11 protein-coding genes are annotated in these 13,720 nt (G+C 52.8%); 7 read left to right on the forward strand and 4 right to left on the reverse strand.

The genetic code is table 11. The features are described 5' to 3' along the window. Nucleotides 1–26 precede the first annotated feature (26 nt). The gene (locus QWT68_RS08675; protein ID WP_290147899.1) at nucleotides 27–1,178 is read right to left on the reverse strand and encodes a sensor histidine kinase; all 1,152 of its coding nucleotides are present in this window, start codon (nucleotides 1,176–1,178) and stop codon (nucleotides 27–29) included. A 148-nt stretch (nucleotides 1,179–1,326) separates the two neighbouring features. Between QWT68_RS08675 and QWT68_RS08680 the strand changes: the two genes are divergently transcribed. Further along, the gene (locus tag QWT68_RS08680) at nucleotides 1,327–1,959 is read left to right on the forward strand and encodes a YigZ family protein (RefSeq protein WP_290147900.1); all 633 of its coding nucleotides are present in this window, start codon (nucleotides 1,327–1,329) and stop codon (nucleotides 1,957–1,959) included. A gap of 155 nt (nucleotides 1,960–2,114) precedes the next feature. Further along, a complete protein-coding gene (locus QWT68_RS08685) occupies nucleotides 2,115–3,203 on the forward strand; it encodes an LCP family protein (RefSeq protein WP_040287132.1) in 1,089 nt (362 codons plus the stop codon). 119 nt (nucleotides 3,204–3,322) lie between these two features. Here QWT68_RS08685 and QWT68_RS08690 read toward each other — a convergent pair whose 3' ends face one another. Continuing rightward, nucleotides 3,323–4,366, reverse strand: a complete 1,044-nt coding sequence (locus tag QWT68_RS08690) for a glycosyltransferase family 4 protein (protein WP_040287133.1) — start codon at nucleotides 4,364–4,366, stop codon at nucleotides 3,323–3,325. Nucleotides 4,367–4,614: 248 nt separating this feature from the next. Between QWT68_RS08690 and secA2 the strand changes: the two genes are divergently transcribed. Then, nucleotides 4,615–6,990, forward strand: a complete 2,376-nt coding sequence (secA2, locus tag QWT68_RS08695) for an accessory Sec system translocase SecA2 (RefSeq protein WP_290147901.1) — start codon at nucleotides 4,615–4,617, stop codon at nucleotides 6,988–6,990. Further along, nucleotides 6,990–7,883 (forward strand): accessory Sec system S-layer assembly protein, encoded by an 894-nt coding sequence (locus QWT68_RS08700; protein ID WP_290147902.1) that lies wholly within the window; start codon nucleotides 6,990–6,992, stop codon nucleotides 7,881–7,883. Before secA2 ends, QWT68_RS08700 begins: the two co-directional genes overlap by 1 nt. Nucleotides 7,884–8,393: 510 nt before the next feature. On the opposite strand, the gene QWT68_RS08705 is transcribed toward QWT68_RS08700, so the two are convergent. After that, entirely contained in the window at nucleotides 8,394–9,095 is a 702-nt protein-coding gene (locus QWT68_RS08705; protein WP_040287137.1) for a glucosamine-6-phosphate deaminase, read from the reverse strand. A 288-nt stretch (nucleotides 9,096–9,383) separates the two neighbouring features. On the opposite strand from QWT68_RS08705, the gene QWT68_RS08710 reads away from it, so the two are divergent. From QWT68_RS08710 to QWT68_RS08720, 3 genes are read left to right on the forward strand one after another with little or no spacing between them, the layout of a single operon-like run. Next, nucleotides 9,384–9,524, forward strand: a complete 141-nt coding sequence (locus QWT68_RS08710; RefSeq protein WP_098060136.1) for a cytochrome c oxidase subunit 2A — start codon at nucleotides 9,384–9,386, stop codon at nucleotides 9,522–9,524. A gap of 30 nt (nucleotides 9,525–9,554) precedes the next feature. Next, nucleotides 9,555–10,055 carry a cytochrome c oxidase subunit II gene (locus QWT68_RS08715; RefSeq protein ID WP_040287138.1) on the forward strand — a complete coding sequence of 167 codons (501 nt, stop codon included), beginning with the start codon at nucleotides 9,555–9,557 and terminating at the stop codon, nucleotides 10,053–10,055. Between the two features lies 1 nt (nucleotide 10,056). Continuing rightward, the gene (locus QWT68_RS08720; protein ID WP_040287139.1) at nucleotides 10,057–11,742 is read left to right on the forward strand and encodes a b(o/a)3-type cytochrome-c oxidase subunit 1; all 1,686 of its coding nucleotides are present in this window, start codon (nucleotides 10,057–10,059) and stop codon (nucleotides 11,740–11,742) included. Nucleotides 11,743–11,783: 41 nt separating this feature from the next. Here QWT68_RS08720 and QWT68_RS08725 read toward each other — a convergent pair whose 3' ends face one another. Then, complete coding sequence (locus QWT68_RS08725) at nucleotides 11,784–13,676, reverse strand: putative bifunctional diguanylate cyclase/phosphodiesterase (protein ID WP_290147904.1); 1,893 nt, start codon at nucleotides 13,674–13,676, stop codon at nucleotides 11,784–11,786. Between the last annotated feature and the right edge of the window lie 44 nt (nucleotides 13,677–13,720).

Raw genomic sequence — 13,720 nt, forward strand, 5'->3', positions numbered from 1 at the left:
TTTCGTTCCCTCCACTGCCTCTATTTTCACTTCGAATCGGGACTGAACGGGATAGTGAAGAAGACGCTTGTCCCCCTGCCGACTTCAGAGGTGATTTTCAGCTCACCTTTCAGCAGGTCGATACGCTCTTTCATCCCGATGATCCCGAATGATTTCTCTTTCACTTCATTCTGATCGAAGCCGCTGCCGTTATCCTTGATAAGTGCATTCATGGATTCACACAGCCATTCGACTTTCACCCAGACGTCACGGCTGTTGCCATGCTTGATAGCGTTCGTGACGGATTCCTGGACCATCCGGAACACCGCTACTTCGAAACTGGATTCGAAGCGGCTTGCTTCGCCGATGCTCTGGAAATGGATCCGGACGTCAGGTTCGTATTCCATCAATGTCGACAGATACTTCTTCAAAGTCGGCACAACGCCGAGATCATCGATTGCCATCGGCCGTAGATCATATATGATTCTCCGCACTTCATACAATGAGCTGCGGACCATCTCCTTCAGATCCCTGAACTCGATCAGCGCCTGCTCCGGCCCTTTCTGTTCATACACTTTCTCAACAAGCCCTGAACGGATCAGCACATTGGCCATCATTTGCGCAGGACCGTCGTGTATTTCCCGGGAAACTCGTTTGCGTTCCTCTTCCTGGGCCTGGATGATCCGGATTGCGAAGTCTTCCTTATGCCGTGCGGTCTCGAGTGCTTCCCCTACATCTTTCAAGTCCGATGTCAGGTAATTAATGACTGTGGACACTTGGTTCACGAGCTGATCCGCACGTTCGATCGTGTGGAGCAGCTCCGCCAGGCGGCGGTCGAGATCGTCACGTGTCATGCGCAGCTGCTTTTCTTCCATGCGGTTCACCGAAAGCCTGACAAGCAGATCATTGGCCACCTCATAGGCTTTCCGCACTTCCTGCTCTGAATAGTTTACAAAATTCCTGGAGACATCAGCAAGCCTTCTGCGTGAGTGGCGTGTCATCTCTTCAAGGTGGTCCCCTTCGGTTATTACCCGGGAAATATCTTCCTTGACGAGAAGAAGCTCACGCTGCATGGACTCGTAACTGCGCCGGCTCTGTTCACTGATCATAAAAATGTCGTTTTTCGACTGATCCATCACATTCACCATGCTGCCAAAGATACCTTCCAGTTTCTGGATATCTATTGCCGGCTTGTTCACTGTCCCACCCCCATCGCTGCTGTTATCCTTGTGCGGAATCCGTGTTGCTATTGCACTGCAAACGGATTCACTATACACTTTACTCAGTATAGCATCTTAATGCCCATTACATATTAAAATTGTATTACAGATTGAGGAGGATGCTGAAATGAGACCTGACTATCAGACCGTGAAACAGCAGGGCGAGACGGAAATTGTCATTAGTAAATCACGCTTCATTGCCTCCGTCAAACGTACTGAATCGGAAGAGGAAGCATTGGAATTCATCCGGCAGATCAAGCAGGAGCATGCCTCCGCTACGCATAATTGCTCAGCTTACCTGATTGGTGAGCATGATCACATCCAAAAAGCGAACGATGACGGAGAGCCATCCGGGACAGCCGGTGTCCCGATGCTCGAAGTGCTGAAAAAACAAGGGCTGAAAGATGCAACCGTCGTCGTGACCCGTTACTTTGGAGGCATTAAACTAGGTGGCGGCGGTCTGATCCGTGCATACGGACGTTCTGCATCGGAAGGAGTTGCAGCAGCCGGGATTGTAGAGCGCAGGCTTCACAGTACGATGGAAGTGACGGTCGACTATACAGCCCTCGGAAAAGTGGAAAATGAAGTGCGGCAGTCCCGCTGGCCGCTCGATCGCATCGATTATGGCGAACATGTCATGCTGTCGGTTTTTGTCCCGGTCGGCGAGGTCGGTGACTTCAGGGACTGGATGGCTGATCTGACAAACGGGCAGGGGGAAGTTGTTGAAGGGGAAAAGATATTCCTGGAGTTTTCCGTTTGAAAAGGTGTACGGGCTTTCCAAAAGATAGTATACTGTAGATTCATGAAGAATTCTGCGAATTACAAGCCAGTGCGACAGTATAGACCGCCGCTGTCCATTTCCGTGAATCATCGGGAATCCGGCAGAAGGACGGCATAACGGAGGCCAGAACTTAAATGAAACGGAAAGACTATAAGAAGTCAAAGCGCAGGTCATCCAAGACCCGGCTCGCACTGAAGATCGGGCTCGTGGCAGCCATCGCTGCATTGTTCACAGTCGCCATCTACGGCGTGACGCTTCACAAAAAGGCGGAATTGGCAGCCGACCGGGCATATGAAGCGATCCCTGACCGTTCCCCTAGGACTACGGACAAAGAAACACGCATCCAGCCGGCCAAGGACAATGTATCCGTCCTGTTCATCGGCGTCGATGACAGCGATGACCGGCAGCAGGGAGACAGCAACAGCCGGGCCGATGCGCTGCTCATCGCAACATTGAACCCAAAACTGAAGACCGTCAAACTGCTCAGCATCCCGCGGGATTCCTACGTATACATTCCTGAAGTCGATTACAAAGACAAAATCACACACGCCAATGCCTATGGCGGGACAAAAGCGACAGTCGAAACTGTCGAAGAGATGCTCGATATCCCTGTCGATTATTATTTGAAGACGAACTTCAATGCATTCATCGATGTCGTTGATGCGCTCGGCGGCGTGGACGTCGATGTGCCGTATGAGCGTATCGAAAAAGATGAGACGGACGCCGGAACGATCCACCTGATGCCGGGTCTTCAGACACTCGACGGGCGACATGCCCTGGCCCTCGCCCGGACGCGTAAACTGGATAATGATATCGAACGCGGCAAACGCCAGCAGATGATCATCCAGGCAATGATGGACAAGGCGAAGTCGCCTGCAGCCATCACGAAATTCGGCGAAGTGATCGAAGCGCTCGGCGATAATGTCAAGACCAACATGACCTACAAAGAGATGCTGTCGTTCCTTGAATATGCAAAAGGCGGCATGCCATCCGTCGACACGCTGACGCTGGAAGGCGATGATGATTGGGGTACCGGAGTCTACTACTGGAAGCTGAATGAAGAAGACCTCCAGCAGAAACGGCTCATCCTCCAATCCCATCTCGGGCTGATTTCCCCTTCTGGCACCGACGTCGATGATGAAGAATCCGGTCTTTACGGCACGGACAGCGCCGGTCTTCCAAGTGAAGACGCCGACAGCGGATCCGACACAGACGATAATTGAATGCAGTACACACAGTGCGCCCCGTCCCCTGACGGCCGGCGCACTTTTCTATTGGCATGCATCTTTTGACAAACTAAAAAGGCTGCCTCAGAGAGGAACTCTGAGACAGCCATGCACTATTATTTTCCGATCATGCGGACCAGGTTCAAGATCGGCCGGTAATTTGTACCAGCCAGTCCGATGATCTCCACGAACAATTCAATGGCGAGCAGGATGACACCGAGGAGAAGGATCGCTCCCCAGACGGTCGCCTGTGAGAACAGGACCGCTGCAATTCCGAACAGAATGGCAATGCCGTAAATGACGAGTACCGTCTGACGGTGGGAGAACCCAGCCCGCAGCAGACAGTGATGCAAGTGTGATTTATCCGGTGCGGTGATCGACTGCTTCATGCGGATCCGACGCACAATCGCGAAGAAGGTATCGGATATCGGCACACCGAGTATAATAATCGGAATGACGAGCGAAACAACTGCGACATTCTTGAATCCAAGTAGCGCCAGAACGGAAATCATGAAGCCGAGGAACAGCGATCCCGTATCCCCCATGAAGATCTTGGCGGGATGGAAGTTGAACACAAGGAATCCAATGGAACTTGCGGCAAGGATGGCAGCCGTGGCAAGAACGAACGGATCGTGCATGATAAGTGCCATGACGGAGATGGAAATGAATGCAATGGTCGAAACCCCTGCAGCCAGTCCGTCCAGCCCGTCGATCAGGTTGATGGCATTCGTGATACCGACGATCCACAGCAAGGTGATCGGGATGCTCAGGAACCCAAATTCAATCTGTCCGATGAATGGCAGGTTCAGGACTTCGATCTGCATGCCGCCGACCGTGATGACGACCACTGCCGCAGCCAGCTGGCCGAGCATTTTCGCCTTCGCTGTGATTTCAAGCATATCATCGAAGAAACCGACTGCAATGATGATCACTGCACCGATCAGGATTCCGGCAGCGTGTTCATCTTTAGGGAGCAATATAGCATAGCCGATCAGAAAGGCACCGAAGATCGCAAGACCTCCGATGCGCGGCATGACCGCAGCATGTACTTTACGATAGTTCGGCCGGTCAACTGCACCGATCCGGAATGCGAATTTTATAACAAGCGGAGTTAGTATGATGGCGCCGACAAATGCAGCCGCCATAGCCAGGAATAACATGTCCTTCCTCCCTGAAGTTCTCGATTTTAATTTTAGCCTACCGTATTATACCATGGCGGCAAAAAGAAAGCACTCTGTGAACCAACTTTTCTATGTTTACACAGACGTACGTTATAACAATACCCTGAATTTTGAGGGGATACACCTATTTTCGTAACCTTTCTCGTGCGGTTATAGTCTTTTCCCGTCCAGTTTGATAAAATAGGGACGTGTCCATGCAATGGACGATATAAAGGAGCGTTATCTATATGCTATCCATTTTCAAACGATCGAACCAAACGAGTGACCGGCAGCTCAAGAAGTACCGGAAAGTCGTAAACCATATAAATAAACTGGAGCCTGATTATGTCGATTTGACAGACGATCAGCTCGCTGAAAAGACCGTCGAATTCAAAGAACGCATCCAAACTGGCGAAACGGTCCAGCAGATCATTCCTGAAGCCTTTGCTGTCGTGCGCGAAGCATCGAATCGTGTACTCGGCATGCGTCACTTCGACGTCCAGCTGATCGGCGGAATGGTGCTGGCGGAAGGCAACATCGCCGAGATGCCGACAGGTGAAGGAAAGACGCTCGTCGCCTCCCTTCCCTCTTACGTACGTGCCCTTGAAGGAAAAGGCGTCCATGTCATTACAGTCAATGACTACCTGGCGCGCCGTGACTTTGAACAGATCGGACAGATCCATCGTTTCCTCGGTCTTACGGTCGGCCTGAACGTGCCGATGATGCAGGGGCTCGAGAAAAAAGAGGCATATGATGCGGATATCACGTACGGTGTCGGCACTGAATTCGGCTTCGACTACTTGCGCGATAACATGGCGCAGCATATCAGCCAGAAAGTGCAGCGTCCGTATCATTACGCCATCATCGATGAAGTCGACAGCGTGCTGATCGACGAAGCGAAGACGCCGCTCATCGTGGCGGGCAAGATGCAGGCGGATGCCGATCTTCATATGATCGCCGCCCGTCTTGCGAAACGGTTCAAACAGGGTGTCGATTTCGACTTTGATGACGAAACGAAGTCGACTGCCCTGACGGAAGCTGGTATCGAGAAAGTCGAAAAAGCGTTCGGTGTCGACAATCTGTATGACCTCGAGCACCAGACGCTGTACCACTACATGATCCAGGCGGTCCGCGCCCATGTCATTTTCAAACGTGACGTGGACTATATTGTCAGAGATCAGAAAATCGAGCTTGTCGACATGTTCACCGGCCGGATCATGGAAGGCCGTACGCTGTCGGATGGACTTCATCAGGCAATCGAAGCGAAGGAGAACCTGCCGATCACTGACGAAAACAAAGCGCAGGCACAGATCACGATCCAGAACTATTTCCGCATGTATCCGAAGCTGTGCGGCATGACCGGCACGGCGAAAACACAGGAGAAAGAGTTCCGGGAAGTGTATAACATGCAGGTCATCCAGATTCCGACGAACCGGCCCCGCCAGCGGATCGATCAGCCGGACTATGTATTTGCAACAATTGATGACAAATACAAAGCGATGGCGAAGGAAGTCGCAAAACGTCATGAATCCGGCCAGCCGGTTCTTGTCGGAACGACGTCGATCCTGCAGTCGGAAAAAGTCGTCGGATATTTGGATGAACATAAGCTCGACTACAATCTGCTCAATGCGAAAAGTGTCGAGCAGGAAGTCGAATTGATCTCGAACGCCGGGCAAAAAGGGCACATCACGGTCGCGACCAACATGGCAGGCCGCGGAACCGACATCGTTCTCGGTGAAGGGGTGGAAGATCTCGGCGGATTGTTCGTTCTCGGGACGGAAAAGCACGAAAGCCGCCGCGTCGACAACCAATTACGGGGCCGTTCGGGCCGTCAGGGGGACAAAGGCGAATCTCGGTTCTTCCTGTCGCTTGAGGACGATATGTTCAAACGGTTCGCAAAAGACGATTTGGAGAAATTCCAGAAAAAAGCCGAGACGGATGAAACCGGACTGGTGCTGAACAAAGACGTGAACGAACTGACGGAACGGACGCAGCGGATCGTCGAAGGGTCGCATTATTCGATGCGCGAGTACAATCTGAAGCTGGATGATGTTATCAACGATCAGCGGAATGTCCTGTATGCATTGCGGGATAAGGTGCTGGAGAGGGAAAACATTATCGGTACGCTCGAAGGGATGCTGCACGAAACGATGGAGTTCGTCATATACGACAGCTGCCCGGAGGGGGAGACACCGGATCAGTGGGATTTCGACCGGATCGAGACGACGATGAATTCCCTGCTGCACAAGCCGGCTGAATTGCCGCGCACGTTCGAGAAACCGGTGCAGATCGTGAAATTCTATGAAGAACCTCTCGATGAATTGGTTGCATACATCCGTTCGTTTGAGGATAATGAGCAGGTGAACGCGCTGATTCCGCAAGTGATGCTCAGCCATATCGATTCCATGTGGGTGAAACATCTGGAAGTCATGACCCGGCTGAAGGAAGGGATCGGACTCCGGTCGTATGGACAGGAGGATCCGATGCGGATTTATCAGCGTGAAGGACTGGAGCTGTTCGGCAAGCATTATCAGAAATTGCGCCGCAGCATTGCGTCCGAAGTGATCCAATTCTTGAAGATGCTGACGGAACAGCAGGAAGAACAAGCACAGGAGGTTAACTGATGAATTTCTTATCATTATTTAAGAAGACCGAGAAAACAGGCAAAGACAGCACGATCGATTCAGAAGAGCTGATGGCGGGAACTTCCGGACAAGGCGGAGACGAGGATATCGAAACGTCGCTGTCCCTCCACCCGTCCTGGCAGCTCCCGCAGGAACAGGAATATGTATTCCGTTTCCTCGCCAATGAATTGGAGCCGCTGAAACCTAACCAGATCTCCCTTTCCGGCATCGACATCGACGTCGAACCGGCAACTGGTGATTTCCTCGTGAAAGCATTCTTCCGTTCGTCGCTCGATCAGACGATCACGGTCGGCGAGGTGGAACTGATGCTCTTGGACAAAGAGGGCAAAACGATCGGTTCCCAGCAGTTCGACTTGAGTGAGCTCGGCGAAATCCAGCCGCGCAGCGCCCGCCCGTGGGTGTTCGTCTTCACGAAGGACAACCTGTTCGTCGAAGAGCCGCCTGCAGAGGACTGGAAACTCGCCTTCAACGTGCAGTCGATGGTGCCGCACAAGCTCGAGCTCGAAGAATCGTGGGAACAGGGACTTCCGGCTGAGCAGAAGGCCGCGTTGGAGGAAGTCGTCGGCAATCTGCCGAAACTGAAGCCGCGCGAAGTGAATATCGCCGGATTCCAGGCATTAAAACAGGATGACGGCAGCATCGCGGCATCGGTATTCATCCGGAATGGCCACTCGAAGCAGATCAACATCGAAAAACTGCCGCTCGAGCTGATCGACGCCTCCGGTGAAGTGGTGGCAAGCGGCTCGTTCGATATCGGCTCCCTGCCGGTCAATGCAAATACGACAAAACCATGGACATTCATCTATCCGAAAGAAATGGTGACAAAAGACGAACCGGATTTCTCCCGTTGGACGATCCGGGTTCCTCAGTAAGTGCTATCCCCCGCCCGCACAGTTTCGGCTGTGCGGGTTTTTTGGCGTCCGGTTTGCGTGAATTGTGTCCGGATGCCGATATATTCGGCGATGTGTCCGATACGTCGCGTCATTTGTCCGATATGCCTGATGAAATGTCCGATACTTCGCCCGAAGTGTCCGATATGGCCCCCGATTTGTCCGATACCCCCTGTTCCGTGCCTGGCTTGTCCCTTTTTCCGCGCCAACAGGCCGCCGGTGCCCCCAATCTGCTGCCGCGTCCCGGGCGGTCTGCGCAACAAACGAGCGAAGCGAGCACCATTCAGCCCTTGAATTGTGTCCGGATGCCGATATATTCGGCGATGTGTCCGATACGTCGCGTCATTAGTCCGATATGCCTGATGAAATGTCCGACACTGCGCGCCATGTGTCCGATATGTCCCCTGATTTGTCCGATACCGACGCCTCATCTCCCTCTTCCCTACGCAAAAAAAGACTGCCCAGTGGACAGTCATCTTGCGTTTCCTTCTATTATAGTTTCAAATCTGTGACCACGGTGACGTCCGGGTGCTCCAGCAAATATGTTACCGGCCATTCAGTGGTCACTTTGCCAGCAAACAGTTTCTCGAGCGCCGCACGTTTCTTTTCGCCGAATGCTGCGACGATCAGTTTCTTCGCCTGCATGATCGACGAGATCCCCATTGTCAGTGCGGTTGTCGGCATTGTTTCGTCTTCACTGAAATACTGGCTGTTCACGTCGATCGTCGACTGTGTCAGCTCGACGACGTGCGTGACGGATTCCGGTGATGTCCCCGGTTCGTTGAAGGCAATATGGCCGTTTTCGCCGATACCGAGGAACTGGATGTCAAGTGGATTCTCTTTCAGCAGCGTTTCGTAGCGCACACATTCGGCGTCAAGATCTTCCGCCATGCCGTTTTCGATATGCGTCTCTTTGAACGGCTTTTTCGAGAATAGAAGATCGTTCATATAGTACGCATAGCTGTTCTTATGATCCGCCGGAATGCCGATGTATTCATCCAGATTGAACGCAGTCACATCCGTGAAGTCCATATCGGATGCTGCCATTTTCTCATAGACAGGTTCCATCGTGCTGCCTGTCGCAAGGCCGAGCACATGAAGACGCCCCGCTTCCAGTTCGTTGCGGACAATCTTGCAGATCTCTTCTGCTCCCTGCTCTTTGCTTTCCACAGTGATTGTTCGGACATTTTTCAAAGATTCCACCAGCTTTCTTAAGTATGTACTCCATCCATTGTAAGGTGCGCTGTCCGGTTGGTCAACAAACGCTCCCCCGCCTTCATTTCCCGTCTCTCCCCCTATGTAAACAGTCCCGGTGCCACAAGATATTTTGTCAGATGTGTGGTGGTTCCATGAACGAATTGTGAATAAAGTATGTGATCCGAAAACACTAGGGATTTCCCTAGTATTTAAATTTCGCAGATTCAATATGATGAAAGTAGCTTAACAAACAAAATCAGACATTGCACGGAGGCGGTGAGCAAAATGGCGAAAAAACATCCGAACAAGCAAGTCCCTGCTGCAGACAGTTCCAATTTGAGAGGGACATTCATCATGGTCATGATCCTCGGTATCCTGATGGTCGCAGCATGGTTCGGTGCGTATTGGCTTTTCATTTCAAGATAAATGGACGTAAAAGGGAAAGGAGCAGATACTATGCATCTGCACAAGTATGAGAAGATCTGGCTCGGGTTCGGTATGGCCTCATTAGTTATATTTCTATTGGTAATCGGCTTTGCGGCATTCTGGAAAGGGACGCACCCGCAGAGCAGTTTGGATATGATCGATCCCAACAACATCGAAGCGTATGAAAGCTTCAAACCTGAAAGTCTCGGTCTGCAGGAAGTTGCAGACGGCAAGTATAAAGTGAACATTGTCGCCTCCACTTTCAACTACAACCTCGGTGTGGATAAGGATGAAAAACCGGTCAAGACGATCCGTGTCCCGCAAGGCTCGACCGTGCTGTTCACCATCACAACGAAAGATGTCGTCCATGGGTTCCAGGTCGCCGGCACGAATGTCAACATGATGGTCGAACCGGGTCATATCAGCCGCTATGAAACCGTCATGAAGAACAAAGGGGAATTCACGATCGTCTGTAACGAGTACTGCGGCATCGGTCACCATCAGATGTTCGGAAAGGTAGAGGTGTATTAACATGGCAGTTTTAAATGATCTGGATGCGACAAAACGCAACCTCCAGCTATTCCCGAAAAAAGACGCACGGCTCTATATGTCCTTCATGTTCGTCACGTTTGCGTCTCTTCTGATCGGCGGCCTGATGGGACTGCTGCAGACATTCGTCCGTTCCGGCAGGTTCACGCTGCCGTTCAACATCAATTATTACACGATCCTGACTGTGCATGGCGTCATTTTAGGACTCGTTCTGACAACATTCTTCATCATCGGATTCCAATTCGCACTCATGGGCAAGACAGTCGGCATCAGCAATAAGCAGCGCACGGTCGGCTGGATCTCCTTCTGGATGATGCTCACCGGTACCGTGATGGCGGCCGTGACAATCCTTGTCGGCCAGGCGAACGTCCTGTATACATTCTATGCACCACTCGCTGCGCATCCGGCATTCTATATCGGACTTGCGCTCGTCATCATCGGCAGCTGGGTTGCGGCATTCACGAACTTCCGCCAGCTGTATGTCTGGAAGAAAGCTCATAAAGGCGAGAAGTCCCCATTGCTCGCATTCATGACCGTCATCAACATGCTGATGTGGGTCATCGCGTCGCTCGGCGTCGCCATCGCTGTCGTTGTCCAGTTCATCCCTTGGTCACTCGGCATGACCGACACCATCAACGTACTCGTCAGCCGGACGCTGTTCTGGTACTTCGGCCACCCGCTCGTGTACTTCTGGCTGCTGCCTGCCTACATGGCGTGGTATGCGATCATCCCGAAAATCATCGGCGGCAAGCTGTTCAGTGACTCGCTAGCGCGGATGGCGTTCATCCTGCTGCTGTTGTTCTCGATTCCGGTCGGGTTCCACCACCAGCTGACGGAGCCGGGTATCGATCCTACGTGGAAATTCATTCAGGTCGTGCTGACATTCATGGTCGTCATCCCGTCTCTCATGACCGCTTTCTCGATCTTTGCGACATTTGAAACGACTGGCCGCAAGAAAGGCTATAAGAGCCTGTTCGGCTGGTTCAAGAAACTCCCTTGGGGCGATGTCCGCTTCTTTGCACCATTCGTCGGCATGGTCGCCTTCATCCCAGGCGGAATCGGCGGAATTATCAATGCGTCCCACCAGATGAATGCTCTTGTGCACAATACCATCTGGGTCACCGGCCACTTCCACCTGACGATTGCGACAACTGTCATCCTGACATACTTCGGCATCGCCTACTGGCTCGTGCCGCACTTGACAGGGCGCCGTCTGACGAAACAGCTCAACAAGCTCGGCATCATCCAGACCATCATCTGGACAGTCGGGATGTCGATCATGTCCACTGCCATGCACATCCAGGGGCTGCTCGGCGGGCCGCGCCGCTCGGCATTCTCGAACTATGCAGGCGGCTCGCAGGTCGATACATGGATCGGCTACCAGCTCGCCCAGGCGATCGGCGGCACCATCCTGTTCGTCGGCATTGTCCTCATGGTTTACATCTTCATCAAGCTCGCATTCTTCGCACCGAAAGGCGTCGAGGAATTCCCGATCGCCGAAGAGGACGAAGACGCTCAGGCCGCGCCGAAAATCCTGGAAAACTGGTATGTCTGGATTGGCATCACGATCGCTCTCATTGCGTTCGCGTATACGATCCCGATGATCGACATCATCAAGCACTCCCCTCCTGGATCGGTTCCATTCAAATTCCCGATCGGCAGGAGCTAATCGAAAAGGACGGACAGCACAGGGGGCTGACCGTCCTTTTTTCATGTTGCCGGAATGGGAAGGAAAAGCTGAGGGAACCGCGGTGATGCCAGCAGGCGGTCCGTCAGTTCCTCTGCAGGTACAGGCCTTCCGAAATAATAGCCCTGGATCTCGAAACAGCCGAGGGTCTCGAGACACCGAAGCTGCGCTTCCGTCTCCACCCCTTCCGCCACTGTATGCATATGAAGGCTCTTGGCGAGTGTCAGGATAGCCCGGACGATCGCCCGGCTTCGGACGTCCGTGTCGATATTGCGGACGAACTGCCGGTCGATCTTCACTTCCTGGATCGCAAATTTCTGCAGATAGATGAACGCCGAGTAGCCGGTGCCGAAATCATCGATGGAGATGGAGAACCCCCGATCCGCCAGCCGCTGTATCTGCTGCTCCACAGCGTCCGAACTCTCGAATGCGACATTCTCCGTAATTTCGATGATCAGGCTTTCCGGTGATATGCGGAACTCCTCAAGACAGCTGCCGATGAAATCCGGGAATGTGCGATGCAGGAAATGGCGTGGTGAAATATTGACGGATATCGTCAAATCATCCAGACCGAGTTCCTTCCAGCGGCACAGCTGCCGGCATGCCTCGCAGATCACCCATTCCCCGATCTGCACGATCAGACCGGTCGTTTCCGCGATGCCGATGAATTCCACCGGCGGAATGATCCCTCTTTCAGGATGCTGCCAGCGGATCAGCGCCTCCGCCCCTGTCATCCGATGCGTCACGCTTTCCACTTGCGGCTGATAGTACAGGCGGAATTCGTTCCGTTCAAGTGCTTTCCCGAGGTTCATCTCCGAGTGCATCGCTTCCTGCCACCGTTCCGACATTTCCGGGTCGTACACAGCCCTGGACTTCCTGGCAGTGTTCGGCTGGTACGAATCGAGTGCGATCTTCGCAGCCTGGATCCCTTCGTATGCTGTCGTGATATGTTCCGGATAAAACGCCACGCCATAACTGAACGTCAAGTGGACTTCCTGGCCTTCCGCCTGGATCGGCTCGCGCATCCGCGACATGATCTTCTCCATCTGCTGCTGCCGCGTCTGCTCGTCGGCATGGTATTCCGTAAAAATGATGAAGTGATCGAACGCAATTCTTGCGATGACTGCATCCTCCAAGAAGTACCTGACAAACCGCTCAGCGATCTCCTTCAGGATATGTTTCGTCGCATCCGGTCCGAGGACACTCTGGATGGTCGTGAACTGATCCGCTTTCATATAGAGGAAAGCCCCCTGCATACCGCTTCCTGACCGCTGCATGATGCCATCCACCTTTTCGATGAACGCATTTTCGTTATCGATCCCCGTCACTGTATCCGTGTACGCCAGCTCATGGACCGTATGCTCCATCTCAAGCTGCGACAGCCTGTCGAAGACGAACGACAGCATATCCGCGACCGCAGCCATGATCACTTCATCCAGCTCCGACCACTTCCTCCGTTCCTGTGTCTCACAGCAGAGGACGCCCCCGATGCCGCGGCTCATGATGATCGACGCATCGATCAGGGAGGCCATCGGCGAGTCTGCGAAATAATTCTCCGGCAATGACTGAAGAGCCGTATCAGCAGCTATATCTTCCACCGGCCGGACGCGCTGCTCGGCAATCGCAGTGAAATAGGCATCGGCGTCGCCCTTATACAGGGTCCGGACCTTCGGAACCTTGATGGTGTCCCCGGCGAACGTAATCTTCTCGGTCAAGTATGTATAGTCTTCGCTGAACAGCCAGATGCTGACCCGGTCTGCACCCATGATCCCCGCGATGCTGCCGCACAGATCCAGCAAGACATCTGTCATCGAATCCTTGTCCAGTTTCAGCTGTTTGGCCTGCCTGAACACTTCCTGCTGCTGCCGCTTTATCTTCCTGACGAATTCCGTCATTTCTTCCCGGCTCCGTTCCACGCAAGTCACCTCCTAAAAAAGCTGATCATCTTTTTACAGGTGTT

The sequence above is a fragment of the Sporosarcina trichiuri genome, from assembly GCF_030406775.1.
Lineage (GTDB): Bacteria > Bacillota > Bacilli > Bacillales_A > Planococcaceae > Sporosarcina > Sporosarcina trichiuri.